The sequence below is a fragment of the Pseudomonas sp. AC247 genome (genome assembly GCF_979258015.1).
In genome coordinates this window covers 6,195,558-6,211,115 of sequence record NZ_OZ409829.1, presented here as the reverse complement: position 1 = coordinate 6,211,115, position 15,558 = coordinate 6,195,558, and the positions used below count along the sequence as shown (strand labels likewise).

The window sequence follows — 15,558 nt, the reverse complement described above, 5'->3', positions numbered from 1 at the left end:
GCGAGCAGGCTCACTCCTACATTGGATTTGCGGTGTTTGTCAGGGTTGAGTGGGTTTTTTGAAGACGTAGAACAGGTTCGGCTCACTCACCAGGTACAACGTGCCGTCGTCGTCCATCGCAATGCCTTCCGCCTGTGGCACGGTTTTCTTCAAACCCTGACGCCCGCCACTGATGGACATGGTGCTCAACGGCCGCCCATCGACATCCAGCTCCAGAATCAATCGCGACTCATCCGACAGCGCCAACAAATGGCCGCTGCGTTCGTCGTATTGCAGGCTCGACAGGTCACGCACAAACATCCCGGCATCGCGCTTGGGGTTGTTGATCACGTGCACCGCGTAAGATTTTTCCGGGTTGAAGTGCGGGAAGCCATGCACTTCGTAGATCAGCATCGGGTCGCGCTCTTTCGCCACAAACAAGCGCTTGCCCACGGAATCATAGGCCAACCCCTCGAAACCCTTGTTGCCGCTCATGTGCACGCCGAGGGTCATCTGCTCGGCATCGGCCGCATCGAGGAAGGTCGTGTCTTTTTCCAGGTGGATCTTGATCAGCCGCTGCTGGCGTTCGTCGGTGATCACATAGGTGTCGGCGCTGATGAACTCGACCGCTTCCGGGTCGCCGAAACCGATCAGCGCGATGCGCCGCAGGATCTTGCCTTCCAGCGACAACTCGACCAACTCGGCATTCTTGTTGGTGACGGTGAACAGGCTTTTGCGCACCGGATCGAAGGTCAGTGCCGAAACGTCGTCGTCCAGCCCTTCGATGACTCGCGCTTCGATCTCGACTCGATATTGGTCCAAGGCAATGGACTCACTGCTCTGCGTCTGCCACAGCGTATGCAGGTTGAACCAGGCGCGCTCGAACAGACGCATATATTGGCCAATCGCAATCAACGCGATCAGGGCAATCACCGACAGGAGGATGACCAGAGGTTTGGGACGGGCAAGTCGACGCATTCGGGCGGGCTCGGAATCAAAACAGGCGGATGAAATATCACGCCCGTCTGAACTGAAGCTTAATGGCCACTTGCCCCAAACCACAACCCAACCTCGTGTAGGAGCTGCCGAAGGCTGCGATCTTTTGATTTTGTTTTTAGGATCAAAGTCAAAAGATCGCAGCCTGCGGCAGCTCCTACAGGGGTTCGCTTTGGGCGTTATTGGTGTTTTTCGAAGCGATAGAACAGGTTCGGCTCGCTGACGATGTACAGCGTGCCCGCCTCGTCCATGGTCACGCCTTCGGCGCGGGGGATGGTTTTTTTCAACCCGTTGAAACCGCTCAGCAGGGTCATGAAACTGACTTGCTCGCCCTTCTCGTCCAGTTCCAGCAGCAGGTGCGAATCAGCCGAAAGCACCAGGGTGTGGCCGGTGCGCGGATCGATTGCCAGCGCGGAAAGATTGCGGATATCCAGTTCGTCGCTGGCCAGCTTCTGCTTGTCGCCTTTCAGGATCTGGCTACCATCGCTTTTCCAGGTGAACAGCGCCGGTGGCCGCTCCTCGCCCAGCAGCAATTGCTGATTGCGCGGATCCCAGGTGATCGCCTCGAACGCCTTGTTCTGGTCTTTCGATGGCCCGAGGTCGTATTTCGGGAAATCGGCGATGTTCAGCTCGCGGGTGTCGGCGTCAACCTTGACGATAGAGAGCATGTGTTCACGCTCGTCGACAATGGCCATCAGGCCGTTTTCCATGACGGTCAGGCCTTCCGGATTGCTCCAGCCTTTGAGCGGCATCTTGCGCAGAACATCGCCCTGCAGCGTCAGCTCGGCGAGGAACGGATTCTTGCCCGTCACCGAAAACAGGGTTTTGGTCTGCGGGTTATAGGACAGGTCCGAGGCTTCGTCCTTCTCCATGCCCGGCAGCAACTTCGCGTCGATCACCGCGCGATAGTCCGGCAGCCAGATGCTTTCCTTCTGCTCAGCCTGACTTTCAAAGCGCTCGTGTACCCACAGCAACGCACGGTCATCCCAATGCATGGCGAACGCCAGGCCATAAACGGCAGCGATCAACAACAATAACCAAACGTACCAACGCAGGTAGAAACGCGAGCGAGGGGTGGTTTTGAGCTGAGTTTGAGAGGACATCGAGGGACGCTTTCCGAAAATTCAGGCTATGGGTAATAGCACAAAGAGGCCGGCTCAGACGCCAGAATTGCGAAAATTATCCAGACAGGATGTGAAAAAAACGGCAAATGGCGGGATTGCCCTGTGGGTTTGTGGGCCAAGACACAAAAATACCGGCCAGGCCTCTGTGGCGAGGGGATTTATCCCCGTTGGGTCGCGCAGCGGCCCCAAAGATCTTGGGATCTGCTGCGCAGTCCAACGGGGATAAATCCCCTCGCCACAAAATCACATCACAAGAAAAATATGCTTAATCAGCGCACGCTGCTGGTGAAGCTGCTCGCGCCGACCAGTTCGAGGACGATGTCATCGCCGACGTTCAGCGGGCCGACGCCCACTGGTGTGCCGGTGAGAATCACGTCACCGGCCTGCAGCGAGAAGCAGCCGGCCATGTGCTGGATCATCGGCACGATCGGGTTGAGCATCGCGCTGCTGTTGCCGTCCTGACGGACTTCGCCGTTGATGGTCAGGCGAATGCCGATGTCGGTCAGGTCAGCAAAGGTGCTGCCGACCACGAACGGGGCGATCACCGCCGCGCCGTCGAAAGACTTGGCGATTTCCCACGGCAGGCCCTTGGCTTTCAGCTCGGCCTGCTTGTCGCGCAGGGTCAGGTCCAGCGCCGGGGCGAAACCGGAGATCGCGTCGAGCACTTCTTCACGGCTCGGTTTGGTCGACAACGGCTTGCCGATCAACACGGCGATTTCCGCTTCGTAGTGCACCGAACCGCGCTCGGTCGGAATGGCGAAACCGCCTTCCAGCTCAACCACGCAACTGCCCGGCTTGATGAACAGCAACGGTTCGGTAGGCACCGGGTTGTCCAGTTCCTTGGCGTGTTCGGCGTAATTGCGGCCAATGCACACGACTTTCCCGATCGGGAAGTGGATGCGCGTGCCGTCGACGTACTGGTGCTGATAGCTCATTTACCGACTCCTGCCTTCATTGATTCATCAAAGATTGCCGATCAAACCGCGAAAATCTTGCCCGGGTTCATGATGCCGTTCGGGTCGAACACCGCTTTTACCGCTTTCATGTACTCGATCTCAACCGGCGAGCGGCTGTAGGTCAAGTAATCGCGTTTGGTCATGCCCACGCCGTGCTCGGCGGAGATCGAACCGTTGTACTTCTCGACGGTTTCGAACACCCACTTGTTGACGGTCGCGCACTTGGCGAAGAACTCGTCCTTGCTCAGGTTATCCGGCTTGAGGATGTTCAAATGCAGGTTGCCGTCGCCGATATGGCCGAACCAGACGATTTCGAAGTCGGGATAGTGTTCGCCGACGATCGCGTCGATTTCCTTCAGAAATGCCGGCACTTTCGACACGGTGACCGAGATGTCGTTTTTGTACGGCGTCCAGTGCGAGATGGTCTCGGAGATGTACTCGCGCAGCTTCCAAAGATTCTGCAGTTGGGTTTCGCTCTGGCTCATCACGCCGTCCAGCACCCAGCCCTGCTCGACGCAGTGTTCGAAGGTTTCCAGTGCGCTATTGGCCACTTCTTCAGTGGTCGCTTCGAATTCCAGCAACGCATAGAACGGGCAATCGGTTTCGAACGGCGCCGGTACGTCGCCACGGCCCATGACTTTGGCCAGGGCTTTGTCGGAGAAGAATTCGAACGCGGTCAGGTCGAGCTTGCCCTGGAAGGCGTGCAGCACCGGCATGATCGAGTCGAAATCGGCGGTGCCAAGGACCATCGCTGTGAGGTTTTTCGGCGCGCGATCGAGGCGCATGGTCGCTTCGACGACGAAACCCAGCGTGCCTTCAGCGCCGATGAACAGCTGGCGCAGGTCGTAACCGGTGGCGTTCTTGATCAGGTCTTTGTTCAGTTCGAGCACGTCGCCCTTGCCGGTGACGACTTTCATGCCGGCGACCCAGTTGCGGGTCATGCCGTAGCGAATCACCTTGATCCCACCGGCATTGGTGCCGATGTTGCCGCCAATCTGGCTGGAACCGGCCGAGGCGAAATCAACCGGGTAATACAGGCCTTTTTCTTCGGCGACGTTCTGCAAATGCTCGGTGACTACACCCGGCTGACAAACGGCGGTGCGGTCGGTGAGGTTCACGTCGAGAATCTGATTCATGTAATCAAACGACACGACCACTTCGCCATTCGCCGCCACCGCAGCGGCGGAAAGCCCGGTGCGTCCGCCCGACGGCACCAGCGCGACCTTGTGTTCATTGGCCCAACGGACAACGGCTTGCACCTGCTCGATGGTCTTGGGAAACACAATGGCGCTAGGCGCCGGCGCGAAGTGCTTGGTCCAATCCTTGCCGTACGCATTCAGGGAGTCGGCGTCGGTCAGGACCTTGCCAGGCTCGACCAGGGTCTTCAGTTCATCAATCAGGGCAGGATTGGTCATCGACAGAACTCTCGAACAATTCATGGTCATCCTGAGAACGCTTCACGTCGCAGGAATGAGTGTTTAGCGGGGAGGCTATGCTAGCATATCGACCCCGCAGGACAGTGCCCAAGGCCAGATCCGCGGAGACGACTTTCTTGTCGTCCGGGTCAGCGTCTGTTGACCATTTCCTGCCATTTTTCTCCGGGATACAGGTTTACGCAGATGAGCAAGACTTCTCTCGATAAGAGCAAGATCAAGTTCCTTCTTCTCGAAGGCGTCCACCAATCGGCTGTCGACGTCCTCAAGGCGGCGGGCTACACCAGCATCGAATACCTGACAGGTTCCTTGCCGGAAGCCCAGCTCAAGGAAAAGATCGCTGACGCTCACTTCATCGGCATTCGTTCGCGCACCCAACTGACCGAAGAGATCTTCGATCATGCGAAGAAGCTGGTTGCGGTCGGCTGTTTCTGCATCGGCACCAACCAGGTTGACCTGAGTGCTGCCCGTGAGCGCGGTATTGCCGTGTTCAACGCGCCGTACTCCAACACTCGCTCCGTAGCGGAACTGGTGCTGGCCGAAGCGATCCTGCTGCTGCGCGGCATCCCGGAGAAAAACGCTTCCTGCCACCGTGGCGGCTGGATCAAATCCGCAGCCAACTCCTTCGAGATCCGTGGCAAGAAACTCGGCATCGTCGGCTACGGCTCGATCGGTACGCAGCTGTCGGTTCTGGCTGAAGGTCTGGGCATGCAGGTGTATTTCTACGACACCGTGACCAAGCTGCCGCTGGGCAACGCGACTCAGATCGGTAGCCTGACCGAGCTGCTGGGCATGTCCGACATCGTCACCCTGCACGTTCCGGAAACCGCTGCGACCCAGTGGATGATCGGCGAGAAGGAAATCCGCGCCATCAAGAAGGGCGGCATCCTGATCAACGCGGCGCGCGGTACCGTGGTCGAGCTGGACGCCCTGGCGGACGCGATCAAGGACAAGCACCTGATCGGCGCGGCCATCGACGTATTCCCGGTGGAGCCACGCTCCAACGACGAAGAGTTCGAAAGCCCGCTGCGTGGCCTCGACAACGTGATCCTGACCCCGCACATCGGTGGTTCGACCGCCGAAGCGCAAGCCAACATCGGTCTGGAAGTGGCAGAGAAACTGGTCAAGTACAGCGACAACGGTACTTCGGTTTCGTCGGTGAACTTCCCGGAAGTGGCCCTGCCGGCTCACCCTGGCAAGCACCGCCTGCTGCACATCCACGAGAACATTCCGGGTGTGATGAGCGAGATCAACAAGGTCTTCGCCGAAAACGGCATCAACATTTCCGGTCAGTTCCTGCAGACCAACGAGAAGGTTGGCTACGTGGTGATCGACGTCGACGCCGAGTACTCGGATCTGGCGCAAGAGAAGCTGCAGCACATCAACGGCACTATCCGTAGCCGCGTGTTGTTCTGATTTAGCGTTGAGCGACAAAAAAGGGAGCCTTCGGGCTCCCTTTTTCATGCCGAAAAATTATTCGACGTTGACGGTGATTTTCTTCGAGACGATTGGCGGATCGAACGGCATGTGGCCGCTGTCGCCCAGCTCCAGCTGCAAGGTGTGCTTGCCCGGGGCCAGTTTGATGTCAGCCTGGGTCTGCGCCTTGCCGAAGTGCATGTGATTGGCGTCATTCGGAATCGGCGCGCCAGCGGCCGGGAGCTTGTCGACGTCGATCAGCAAATGGTGGTGACCGGTGTTCTTGGTGACGTCACCGGCTGGTGCCAGCGCGACGTCCTTGGTGCCGAACTTGACGGTGAAGGTCTGCGAAACCGTGGCCCCGTCCTCGGGAGAAACGATGAACACTTCGGCGCCTTTTGGCGCGGGTGTGGCAGCACTGGCCAGCACCGAAACACCCATCAGCACACCCGCCAACGCTGCACGTGACATAAAGCTTTTCATTTTCTTCTCCAGTTTTTCCGTAAAATCCGCACGGTCATGACAACTTCATGACCATTCGTTGCCGAAGGCACTCGACAACCATAGCAAAGCGAGCCTGACTCAGAGCATCGCAATAATGATTTCAAAGGAGTGACCATGCGCTTTTTGCCTGGCCTGATCTGCCTGCTACCCCTTCTGAGCCCTTTGGCTCACGCCGAACTGATTGATGACGTCAACGACCGTGGCGAGTTGCGCATAGCCCTTGAGGCTAATACACCGCCTTTCAATTACAAGGACGACGGCGACAAACTCACGGGGTTCGAGGTCGAGCTTGGGCAACTGCTCGCCAACGAGCTGGATGTACGCGCCGACTTCATCGTCACCGACGAGGCCGATCTGCTCCAGGGCGTTGAAAGCGGCAAGTACGACGTCGCGCTCAATCACATAGCACTGACACCCGAACTCAAGGATCGTTTCGACTTCAGCGAGCCTTACGGCAAGGTCGATGCGCAACTGCTGGCGAAGAAGGATGAGCAGCCGCAGCCGATGGTCTTGGTGCAGGCGTTGACTGATGCCAAGCCAAAGGCGAGTGCACCGGTGGAGTTGGCGATACCGTTTCAGAAGGGTAATCCGGCATTTCACGCCAGCCTTGAGAGCGCGATGCAGCGGATCAAGGCCGACGGGCGCCTGGCGGCGCTGTCGAAGAAGTGGCTCACCGAACCCAATTGAAACCTGTAGGAGCTGCGGCACGCTGCGATCTTTTGATGTTGATTCGAAAGATCAAAAAGATCAAAAGATCGCAGCGTGCCGCAGCTCCTACAGGTGATCGAGTTGGGTCAGGGCCAGCGCGGCTTGCGGGAGTTCGAGCTCGCTGAAGACTTGCACGCCATGGCGCTTGAGCAGTGCAGCGGTTACGCCTTCGCCGGAAACTTTCACCCCACTGAACGTCCCGTCATAGGTCAGCAGGTTGCCACAGGAAGGACTGTTGGCTTTGAGCACCGCCACGCGGATGCCGTGTTTGCGCACCAGCTCCAGCGCCTGCCGCGCACCGTCGAGAAACTGCGCGCTGACGTCCTCGCCCTCGGTGGTCATCACCGCAGCAATGCCATCCAGCACTTCACCACCCTGCCCGCCGGGAATCTCCGCCGCTGCACGAGGCGTCGGCAAACCTCCCGCGACTTCCGGGCACAACGGCACCACGCGTCCTTCGCTAATCCACTGTTCGAGCAGATCAAACGGCCCACTCGCGCCACCGTCGTAACGTACGCGATGACCCAGCAGGCAGCGGCTGACCAGAATCTTGTCCATGTCAGAACGGCTCGTTGCCACGCCGACGGAACCAGCCCGTCAGCGACAAACGTTCACGGTTCGCCGGCAACACTTCGTGCGGCACTTCGCCAGAAAGAAACACCACCAGACAACCGCCAGTAGGCTGCACGTCATGCACGCGCTCTTCGTTCAGGTACATGCGCAACTGACCACCGTCCTCCGGCAGCCAGGCGTCATTGAGGTAGACCACCACCGAGACCATGCGCTTGTCATCGTCGCGAAAACGGTCGACATGCCGACGATAGAACGCACCCGGTGGGTACAAGGCGAAATGGCATTCGAAGTCTTCAAGACCGAGGAACAAGCCACGGTTGAGCGCCTCGCGCAGGCTTTCCATCAGATTCAGATAGCGGTCGCTGGAATCGGCCTGGCCTGGATCGATCCACTGAATGTGGTCGCCACGAATACCCTCGCGGATCTCTGAAAACGGCCCACGTCCCACCGCCGCCGGCGCCAGCTCACCTTCGGCCTCACGTTTACGGCACTCGGCCGCCAACTCGCGGGTCAAACCGGCGGGCAGGAATATGTTCTGCTGCGACCAGCCATGCTCGGCCAGGTCGTCGACAATGCGTAACAGCAGCGGGTGTTCAGAGGATATTTGCATGGCGCGCATAGTATGCCGCCGGCGAAAAATCCGACAGAGCCACGCGGCGGCTTGCTACGAATTCTCGACAAGTACCGGCACCGCACGGAGAATAGTCCGCTGCTGACAGGAGTCCCTATGCGCCGTTTGCTTTTTTCACTGTTGATGTTCTGCGTGTTGCCCGCCTGGGCGGACGGCCACGATCAGTTGTACAAGGTCGCCGGCTGGCCAGATCAACGTGCGCATTTCAACGACGCCCTGACCGCTGCCCAGCAGCGCTATCAGAACAGCCTGCCGCCCGCCGTGTTTCAGGCGTTGGTCAACAACAGCAATCAGCGTTTCGCCCCGCAAGCCGTGGATCAACGCGCCGAAGCGCAACTGCGCCAGCAACTTGCCGATCCGAAACCGGCGCTGAGCTTTTTTCAATCGCCACTGGGCAAAAAAATCGTCGCCGCTGAGTTGCTCGCAACCCGTCGCGACCAACTGGCAAAAAACGCCAAGGGCCTGCCGAAGATGCAGGTCAGCGACAGCCGTCTGCTGATCATCGGCCACCTCGCGCAGGCGCTGCCAGCGCGTGAGGCTGGCGCCGAGGTCAGCCTGGCGATTGCCGGTGTGGCGGCGGACAGCTTGAGCTCGATGATTCCGGGACTGCTCGGTGGCGGTCAGGCGCAGGGCATGTTGAACGGTCAGCGCCAGCGCCTGATGGATCAGATTGGCGCGGACATCAACAACACGCTGCTCTACGTTTATCGCGACCTGTCGGACGAAGAGCTGGAAGAGTTTGCGACGTTTGCCGAATCAACCGAGGGCAAGGCGTATTACCAGGCGGCGCTGGCGGCGATTCGTGCAGGCCTGGCGGTCGGCCAATGATCTCTAGCACCTGATAAGCCGCCATCGCTGGCAAGCCAGCTCCCACAGTTTTCTTGGGTGTTCACAATATTCGTGATCGACACCTAACCCTGTGGGAGCTGGCTTGCCAGCGATAGGGCCCTCAGAGACGCTAAAGATTGCGGCCCCTGATGCGCTTGCTCAGAAACTCGAAATACTCCTCACGCATCTCCTCCGTCTCATTCGCCAGATGATGCCGCGCCTCGGCCAGCAGCAATATCTGCGGCCGATCGAACTTCCACTTCATCACTTGCAAATTGTGCTGCCAGTCGACCGTCATGTCCGCCTGCCCCTGAATGATCAGCGGTCGCCGCGGGCTTTTTTTCGCGTGCTCGACGCGAATGATCCAGCGTGACAATGCGCCTACCCACTGGGTCGGCAAGCGTCGCGGCTGCAACGGATCGGCCTGGAGAAACGGCAGGAAATCCGGATCGTTGGAGTTCTCGCTGAAGCGCCGCACGACACCTCGGACAAAAGGCCGGAGCAGGTAATAACTCAGTTGCGACCACCCCCACGCGCGCGGCCGTACCAATGGCGCCATCAGGATCAACTGACCTTGCGCCGGGCTGCCCTGACCATGGTTGAGCACGTGATCGACAATAATCGCCCCGCCCGTGCTTTGCCCGAACATGTGCCACGGTTGCGGCAGCGCGATCGACTGCGCTTCGGCGAACAGGGCTTGCAGGACGTCCTGGTACTCGGAGAAATCGCGAATGCTTGCACGCGGCCCGCTCGACAGGCCATGGCCCGGCAGGTCGCAGGAAATCACTGCAAAATCCTGATCCAGCGCCCACTCGATCACATGGCGATAAAGCCCGGTGTGATCGTAGTAACCGTGCAACAGAAACAGCGTCGCCTTGACCTTTTCCGGCCACCAGCAATGGCTGACCAGCTCATAACCGTCGACTTCGAAACGGCCCATGCCGCGCCAGACATCACGCTCGGGAAAGTCGGTCTGGTAAAAGCGCTGATAGGCTTTGGCCTCCTCCGACAACGGCTGCCACTCGGCCAAGGGCTTGAGGCTGGCGCGTAATTGATCGGGGTCGAAGGTGGCGGGCATAAGCGGTTCCAGAGCGGTAAACAGACTTTATCGGCCTGCGATATTCATCTGTAGTGACAGACATGGCAAGCTAGCCGACCTCTTCGGGATCGAAAACCATGCGTTCGCCCTACCGCACCGCACTGTTTGCCAGCCTGCTCGCGCTGATCTGCGCCGGGGTGCTGTGGGCGGCGTACGACTGGTTTCAGGGGCGATACCTGCGCGCGTTCAGCGAACACACCGCGGTATTTTCCGGCGATCCGCTGCGCCTGCCCGACGATCTCGCCGGCCCCGGCAATATCCGTCTGGTGCACTTCTGGGACCCGGCCTGCCCGTGCAACGTCGGCAATCAACAGCACCTGAGCGAGATGGTCGAGCACTTCAGCGCCAGGGGTGTCGAGTTCTTTGCGGTGCAAAGAGCGGGCAGCCACGGCCAGTTGCCGGCCACACTCAGTAGCCTGAAAACCATCACGGTGTTGCCCGGTTCCGAACAGGTGCCCGCCAGCCCGGCCGTGGCGATCTGGGATCGCAGCGGCAAACTGGCGTACTTCGGCCCTTACAGCGAAGGCCTGACCTGCAACTCCAGCAACAGCTTCATTGAACCGATCCTCAATGCCCTGACGGACGATCGCCCGGTCGACGCCACGCACACGCTGGCCGTCGGTTGCTATTGCCCGTGGCCGGTGGAGACGAAGTAAGGCATTCCGGACTTTTCAAGGACAGCGCTGCACGGCACGGACGGTCTGTGCTAATTGTTTGCAGCCCGACGGGCGGCAATCCCGCCTGCACAAGGAGTCGCCATGAAACGCGTGTTCACCGTTCTTGCCTTGCTCATTGTTGTTCTGCTCTGCGCCGGGGGCTGGTACGTCTACAGCAAGCAACCGACGCGACAGGGCCAGGTGGAACTGCGCAACCTGCAGGGTTCGGTGACCGTGCGCTACGACGAACGCGGCGTACCGCACATCCGCGCCGAGAACGAAACCGACCTCTACCGCGCCCTCGGCTATGTGCATGCCCAGGATCGCCTGTTCCAGATGGAAAGCGTGCGCCGCCTCGCCCGAGGCGAACTGGCCGAAGTGCTCGGGCCGAAGCTGCTCGACACCGACAAACTGTTCCGCAGCCTGCGCATCCGCGAGCGCGCTGCCAGTTATGTCGCCAGCCTCGACAAGCAGTCGCCGGCGTGGAAGGGCCTGCAAGCCTATCTGGATGGCATCAACCAATATCAGGACACCCACGCTGCGCCGATCGAGTTTGACGTGCTGGGCATCCCCAAGCGGCCGTTCACCGCGGAGGACAGCATCAGCGTCGCCGGCTACATGGCTTACAGCTTTGCCGCGGCGTTTCGCACCGAACCGCTGTTGACCTATGTGCGCGATCAACTCGGCGCCGATTATCTCAACGTCTTCGACCTCGACTGGCAGGCCAAAGGCGTGCTGGCCAACGGTCACGCCCAACAGACGCCAGCCCTCGCCGCTGGCGACTGGCAAGACCTCAACGCCCTCGCCCGCCTCAGTGAACAGGCGTTGATCGACAACGGCTTGCCGCAGTTCGAAGGCAGCAACGCCTGGGTGATTGCCGGCAGCCGCAGCCAGAGCGGCAAACCGCTGTTGGCTGGCGACCCGCACATTCGTTTCTCGGTGCCGTCGGTGTGGTACGAAGCGCAATTGTCGGCGCCGGGGTTTGAGTTGTACGGCCACCATCAGGCGCTGGTGCCCTTCGCGTTTCTGGGGCATAACCTCGATTTCGGCTGGAGCCTGACCATGTTCCAGAACGACGATCTGGACCTGATCGCCGAGAAGGTCAACCCGGACAACCCCAATCAGGTCTGGTATCGCGGCCAGTGGACCGACATGGTCAGCAGCGAGCAGCAAATCAATGTGAAGGGCCAGTCACCGGTGACCATCACCCTGCGCCAGTCGCCCCACGGCCCGATCGTCAACGATGCACTGGGATCTGCTGCCGGGAAAACACCGATTGCGATGTGGTGGGCCTTCCTCGAAACACCCAATCCGATTCTCGAAGGCTTCTACCAACTCAACCGCGCCGACACGTTGGCCAAAGCCCGCGCCGCGGCGGCGAAAGTGCAGGCACCGGGGTTGAACCTGGTGTACGCCAACGCCAAGGGCGACATCGCCTGGTGGGCCTCGGCGTTACTGCCCAAGCGTCCGGCCGGAGTACGGCCGGAATTCATTCTCGACGGCAGCAGCAATCAGGCCGACAAGGACGGCTTCTACCCGTTCAGCGCCAACCCGCAGGAAGAAAACCCGGCGCGCGGCTACATCGTCTCGGCCAACTTCCAGCCGCTGTCGCCGACCGGCATGGAGATCCCCGGTTACTACAACCTCGCCGATCGCGGCCAGCAGCTTAATCGTCAACTCGGCGACAAGAGCGTGAAGTGGACCAACGAGGCTAACCAGAAGCTGCAACTCGGTACGGCAACCGGTTACGGCCCGCGTCTGCTGGCGCCGTTGCTGCCGGTATTGCGTGAAGTGGTGAGCGATCCGGCACAGCTGAAACTGGTCGAGCAACTGGCGCAATGGCCCGGCGATTATCCGCTGGACTCGGTCAGTGCGACGCTGTTTAACCAGTTCCTCTACGACCTTGCCGACGCGGTGATGCGTGATGAGTTGGGCAATGACTTTTTCGACACGCTGCTGTCGACGCGAGTGATCGATGCGGCGCTGCCACGTCTGGCGGCAAACGCTGATTCGCCGTGGTGGGACAACCGCAACACGCCGGCCAAAGAGACCCGCGCCGATGTCGTGCGCGCGGCGTGGGCAGCGAGCATGGCCCATCTGCAGCTGACCCTCGGCGACGATGTGGCCGGATGGCAATGGGGCGCGGCGCACACGCTGACGCACGGGCATCCGCTGGGGCAGCAGAAGCCGCTGGATCGCCTTTTCAATGTCGGGCCATTTGCGGCGCCGGGCAGTCATGAAGTGCCGAATAACCTTTCCGCAAGGATCGGCCCGGCGCCGTGGCCGGTGACGTACGGGCCGTCGACGCGGCGGCTGGTCGACTTCGCCGATCCGGCGCATGCGCTGACGATCAACCCGGTGGGCCAGAGCGGTGTGCCGTTCGACAGTCACTATGACGATCAGGCTGAGGCGTATGTCGACGGGATGTATGTGCAGGCGCATTTCAGCGAGGAAGAGGTGACGGCGAATACGCGCAGTACCTTGAAGCTGTTGCCGGCGCGGGCTGCGCAGTAGTTTTGCGCTGATAGAACAGGCCTCATCGCTGGCAAGCCAGCTCCCACAGGGTTTTGCGTCGATCACAAATCATGTGAACTCCAGAGAAACCTGTGGGAGCTGGCTTGCCAGCGATGAGGCCCTGAAGAGCAGCACACAACTTCAGAGCAGCACCGCAAAATTCAGCCGAAACTGCTGCGGCGTCACGCCCAAGCGGCGGTTGAACACGCTGCGCATATGCTGCGCATCACGAAACCCGCACTGATACGCCACGGTCTTCAACGGCGCCGTCGTGCTTTCGAGCATCACCCGCGCCGCATCCACCCGTGCCTGCTCGACAAACTCCGCCGGCGTCACCTTCGCCTCCCGAGCAAACACCCGGGAGAAATTGCGCGCACTCATGTTCGCCGCATTGGCCAGATCGGCAATGGTCAGATCGCCGGTGAGATTGGCCAGCACGTACAACTGCACCATCGCCACTGCCGACGTCGGCTCCGCATGCGGCGTGAGGAACGGACTGAACTGCGACTGCCCGCCCGAACGCTGGGTGAACACCACCAGCCGCTTGGCAACGCTCAAAGCCACTTCAGCACCATGATCACGCGCCAGCAGATACAACGACAGATCGATCCCCGCCGTGACCCCGGCCGAGGTGTAGAGCGTGCCGTCCTCGACGTACAGGCGATCGGCTTCGACGTGGGTTGACGGGCATAACTGCGCCAACGCCTCGGCATCGTTCCAGTGCGTGGTCACGGTGCGCCCTTCCAGCAACCCTGCGCGCGCCAGCATGAAGGCGCCATTGCAGATCGAGCCGAAGCGCTTGGCCCGTGCGCAAGCTTCGCGCAGCCAGCTGTCGAAGACGCTGCCGAAATCCATGAACGGCAGCTGCGGGCCACCGGCGACCAGCAGCAGGTCATAGGCGTCGAGTGCTTCGCTGAAATGGCGATGGGCGTTGAGGATCAAGCCGTTGGAACAGGCCATCGGTGTTTTTTCCAGGCCGATCACTTCGAGCCGATAGTGATCTTCCGGCGCGAGAAAGCGGTTGGCTTCGGCGAACACATCCATGGGGCCGGTGACGTCGAGCGACTGCACGCCTGCGAACACCACGATGGCGATGGTTTTATTCATGTTTTTGAAGTCCCCTGTAACCCTGTGGCGAGGGGATTTATCCCCGTTGGGTTGCGAAGCAGCCCCAAGACCCTACACCTCGTTGTGTCAGGCAGTCTTCATGGCTGGATTTACGACTGCTGCGCAGCCGAACGGGGATAAATCCCCTCGCCACAATGGCTGGCATTCCGACCTGTGAAGGGCAGTTGGCACGATTTGCAGGTGGATTGGCAAGGATCGCAGCCATGCAGCGATTGTTCGCTTTCAGCGCCGCGAACAGACTTGACTCATCAGCGCCACGACGGCGTTTCAGTGAGGAAACCTCCCATGAGCACCACCATCGCCGGCATCAAAATCCCTGACAGCGCCCTCGCTCGCGCCACCACCGATTACATCCGTGACATCGAGTCCGACCTGCTCTATCACCATTCACGCCGGGTATTTCTGTTCGGCGCATTGAGCGGTGAACGCCAGCAACTGGCCTACGATCCAGAGCTGCTCTACGTCGGCGCGATGTTCCACGACCTCGGTCTGGTCGAAGGTCATCGCAGCGCTGACGAGCGTTTTGAAGTGGACGGCGCCAACGCGGCGGCGGCGTTTCTCAAGCCGTACGGTTTGAGCGATGACGACATCGAGCAAGTCTGGTTATCGATTGCCCTGCACACTACGCCGGGCGTGCCGAAGCATTTGCGGCCGACCGTGGCGCTGGTGACGGCGGGTGTCGAGATGGATGTGTTGGGGATGGATTACGCGGCGTTCAGCACCGTGCAACGGGAGGCGGTGGTGCATGCGCACCCGCGTGGGGAAGGTTTCAAGGAATGCATCATCTGCGCGTTTGCCGATGGCTTGCGTCATCGTCCGCAGACCACATTTGGCAATGTGAAGACCGATGTGCTGAAGGATCAGGAGCCGGGGTTCAAACCGATGAACTTCGTAGAAGTCATCCGCAATTCCCCTTGGACTGCCTAAAACCAGATTTGAAACTGGCCCCTGTCGCGAGGGGATTTATCCCCGTTGGGTTGCGAAGCGACCCCTCTTTTGATTCAAAAAAGAAG

Annotated in this window: 15 protein-coding genes; 6 read left to right on the top strand and 9 right to left on the bottom strand. The window is 60.0% G+C overall.

Annotation, left to right across the window (positions count from 1 at the left end; translation table 11 throughout):
* Positions 1–39: 39 nt before the first annotated feature.
* The 4 genes from ACZZ0B_RS28150 to ACZZ0B_RS28135 all read right to left on the bottom strand — a co-directional run bounded on the left by ACZZ0B_RS28150 (position 40) and on the right by ACZZ0B_RS28135 (position 4,470).
* Complete coding sequence (locus tag ACZZ0B_RS28150) at positions 40–957, bottom strand: SdiA-regulated domain-containing protein (protein ID WP_463546749.1); 918 nt, start codon at positions 955–957, stop codon at positions 40–42.
* A gap of 197 nt (positions 958–1,154) precedes the next feature.
* Positions 1,155–2,078: an SdiA-regulated domain-containing protein gene (locus ACZZ0B_RS28145; protein WP_463546748.1), complete on the bottom strand. Its 924-nt coding sequence runs from the start codon at positions 2,076–2,078 to the stop codon at positions 1,155–1,157.
* A 290-nt stretch (positions 2,079–2,368) separates the two neighbouring features.
* Positions 2,369–3,034, bottom strand: coding sequence for a fumarylacetoacetate hydrolase family protein (locus tag ACZZ0B_RS28140; protein WP_008085293.1), 666 nt, complete (start codon positions 3,032–3,034; stop codon positions 2,369–2,371).
* Positions 3,035–3,075: 41 nt separating this feature from the next.
* Positions 3,076–4,470, bottom strand: a complete 1,395-nt coding sequence (locus tag ACZZ0B_RS28135; protein ID WP_116028440.1) for an FAD-binding oxidoreductase — start codon at positions 4,468–4,470, stop codon at positions 3,076–3,078.
* Between the two features lie 204 nt (positions 4,471–4,674).
* On the opposite strand from ACZZ0B_RS28135, the gene serA reads away from it, so the two are divergent.
* Positions 4,675–5,904, top strand: a complete 1,230-nt coding sequence (gene serA / locus ACZZ0B_RS28130) for a phosphoglycerate dehydrogenase (RefSeq protein ID WP_008085296.1) — start codon at positions 4,675–4,677, stop codon at positions 5,902–5,904.
* Positions 5,905–5,961: 57 nt separating this feature from the next.
* Here serA and ACZZ0B_RS28125 read toward each other — a convergent pair whose 3' ends face one another.
* Positions 5,962–6,387 (bottom strand): DUF4399 domain-containing protein, encoded by a 426-nt coding sequence (locus tag ACZZ0B_RS28125; protein WP_008085298.1) that lies wholly within the window; start codon positions 6,385–6,387, stop codon positions 5,962–5,964.
* Between the two features lie 135 nt (positions 6,388–6,522).
* Between ACZZ0B_RS28125 and ACZZ0B_RS28120 the strand changes: the two genes are divergently transcribed.
* Positions 6,523–7,095 (top strand): transporter substrate-binding domain-containing protein, encoded by a 573-nt coding sequence (locus ACZZ0B_RS28120; protein WP_008085300.1) that lies wholly within the window; start codon positions 6,523–6,525, stop codon positions 7,093–7,095.
* An 87-nt stretch (positions 7,096–7,182) separates the two neighbouring features.
* On the opposite strand, the gene ACZZ0B_RS28115 is transcribed toward ACZZ0B_RS28120, so the two are convergent.
* Both ACZZ0B_RS28115 and ACZZ0B_RS28110 read right to left on the bottom strand, forming a co-directional pair.
* Positions 7,183–7,674: a 2-thiouracil desulfurase family protein gene (locus ACZZ0B_RS28115; protein ID WP_008085302.1), complete on the bottom strand. Its 492-nt coding sequence runs from the start codon at positions 7,672–7,674 to the stop codon at positions 7,183–7,185.
* Position 7,675: 1 nt separating this feature from the next.
* Complete coding sequence (locus tag ACZZ0B_RS28110) at positions 7,676–8,308, bottom strand: 2OG-Fe(II) oxygenase (RefSeq protein ID WP_008085304.1); 633 nt, start codon at positions 8,306–8,308, stop codon at positions 7,676–7,678.
* 108 nt (positions 8,309–8,416) lie between these two features.
* On the opposite strand from ACZZ0B_RS28110, the gene ACZZ0B_RS28105 reads away from it, so the two are divergent.
* Positions 8,417–9,148: a DUF2059 domain-containing protein gene (locus ACZZ0B_RS28105; protein WP_440096706.1), complete on the top strand. Its 732-nt coding sequence runs from the start codon at positions 8,417–8,419 to the stop codon at positions 9,146–9,148.
* Positions 9,149–9,278: 130 nt separating this feature from the next.
* Here ACZZ0B_RS28105 and bipL read toward each other — a convergent pair whose 3' ends face one another.
* A complete protein-coding gene (gene bipL / locus ACZZ0B_RS28100; RefSeq protein WP_463546747.1) occupies positions 9,279–10,226 on the bottom strand; it encodes a phospholipase BipL in 948 nt (315 codons plus the stop codon).
* A 98-nt stretch (positions 10,227–10,324) separates the two neighbouring features.
* Between bipL and ACZZ0B_RS28095 the strand changes: the two genes are divergently transcribed.
* Together ACZZ0B_RS28095 and ACZZ0B_RS28090 are read left to right on the top strand one after the other, a co-directional pair.
* Positions 10,325–10,903 (top strand): DUF6436 domain-containing protein, encoded by a 579-nt coding sequence (locus ACZZ0B_RS28095; RefSeq protein WP_008085310.1) that lies wholly within the window; start codon positions 10,325–10,327, stop codon positions 10,901–10,903.
* Positions 10,904–11,005: 102 nt separating this feature from the next.
* Positions 11,006–13,417, top strand: coding sequence for a penicillin acylase family protein (locus ACZZ0B_RS28090; protein WP_463546746.1), 2,412 nt, complete (start codon positions 11,006–11,008; stop codon positions 13,415–13,417).
* 141 nt (positions 13,418–13,558) lie between these two features.
* Here the strand turns inward: ACZZ0B_RS28090 and ACZZ0B_RS28085 are convergent, their stop codons facing one another.
* A complete protein-coding gene (locus ACZZ0B_RS28085) occupies positions 13,559–14,524 on the bottom strand; it encodes a GlxA family transcriptional regulator (RefSeq protein WP_440096701.1) in 966 nt (321 codons plus the stop codon).
* Between the two features lie 306 nt (positions 14,525–14,830).
* Between ACZZ0B_RS28085 and ACZZ0B_RS28080 the strand changes: the two genes are divergently transcribed.
* On the top strand, positions 14,831–15,472 hold the full coding sequence (locus ACZZ0B_RS28080; protein ID WP_008085317.1) for an HD domain-containing protein: 642 nt from the start codon (positions 14,831–14,833) through the stop codon (positions 15,470–15,472).
* Positions 15,473–15,558: the final 86 nt, after the last annotated feature.

Bases quoted from the DNA above. Each gene is read 5' to 3' on its own strand.
- ACZZ0B_RS28150 (WP_463546749.1), bottom strand. From the start codon at position 957: ATGCGTCGACTTGCCCGTCCCAAACCTCTGGTCATCCTCCTGTCGGTG.
- ACZZ0B_RS28145 (WP_463546748.1), bottom strand. From the start codon at position 2,078: ATGTCCTCTCAAACTCAGCTCAAAACCACCCCTCGCTCGCGTTTCTAC.
- ACZZ0B_RS28140 (WP_008085293.1), bottom strand. From the start codon at position 3,034: ATGAGCTATCAGCACCAGTACGTCGACGGCACGCGCATCCACTTCCCG.
- ACZZ0B_RS28135 (WP_116028440.1), bottom strand. From the start codon at position 4,470: ATGACCAATCCTGCCCTGATTGATGAACTGAAGACCCTGGTCGAGCCT.
- serA (WP_008085296.1), top strand. From the start codon at position 4,675: ATGAGCAAGACTTCTCTCGATAAGAGCAAGATCAAGTTCCTTCTTCTC.
- ACZZ0B_RS28125 (WP_008085298.1), bottom strand. From the start codon at position 6,387: ATGAAAAGCTTTATGTCACGTGCAGCGTTGGCGGGTGTGCTGATGGGT.
- ACZZ0B_RS28120 (WP_008085300.1), top strand. From the start codon at position 6,523: ATGCGCTTTTTGCCTGGCCTGATCTGCCTGCTACCCCTTCTGAGCCCT.
- ACZZ0B_RS28115 (WP_008085302.1), bottom strand. From the start codon at position 7,674: ATGGACAAGATTCTGGTCAGCCGCTGCCTGCTGGGTCATCGCGTACGT.
- ACZZ0B_RS28110 (WP_008085304.1), bottom strand. From the start codon at position 8,308: ATGCGCGCCATGCAAATATCCTCTGAACACCCGCTGCTGTTACGCATT.
- ACZZ0B_RS28105 (WP_440096706.1), top strand. From the start codon at position 8,417: ATGCGCCGTTTGCTTTTTTCACTGTTGATGTTCTGCGTGTTGCCCGCC.
- bipL (WP_463546747.1), bottom strand. From the start codon at position 10,226: ATGCCCGCCACCTTCGACCCCGATCAATTACGCGCCAGCCTCAAGCCC.
- ACZZ0B_RS28095 (WP_008085310.1), top strand. From the start codon at position 10,325: ATGCGTTCGCCCTACCGCACCGCACTGTTTGCCAGCCTGCTCGCGCTG.
- ACZZ0B_RS28090 (WP_463546746.1), top strand. From the start codon at position 11,006: ATGAAACGCGTGTTCACCGTTCTTGCCTTGCTCATTGTTGTTCTGCTC.
- ACZZ0B_RS28085 (WP_440096701.1), bottom strand. From the start codon at position 14,524: ATGAATAAAACCATCGCCATCGTGGTGTTCGCAGGCGTGCAGTCGCTC.
- ACZZ0B_RS28080 (WP_008085317.1), top strand. From the start codon at position 14,831: ATGAGCACCACCATCGCCGGCATCAAAATCCCTGACAGCGCCCTCGCT.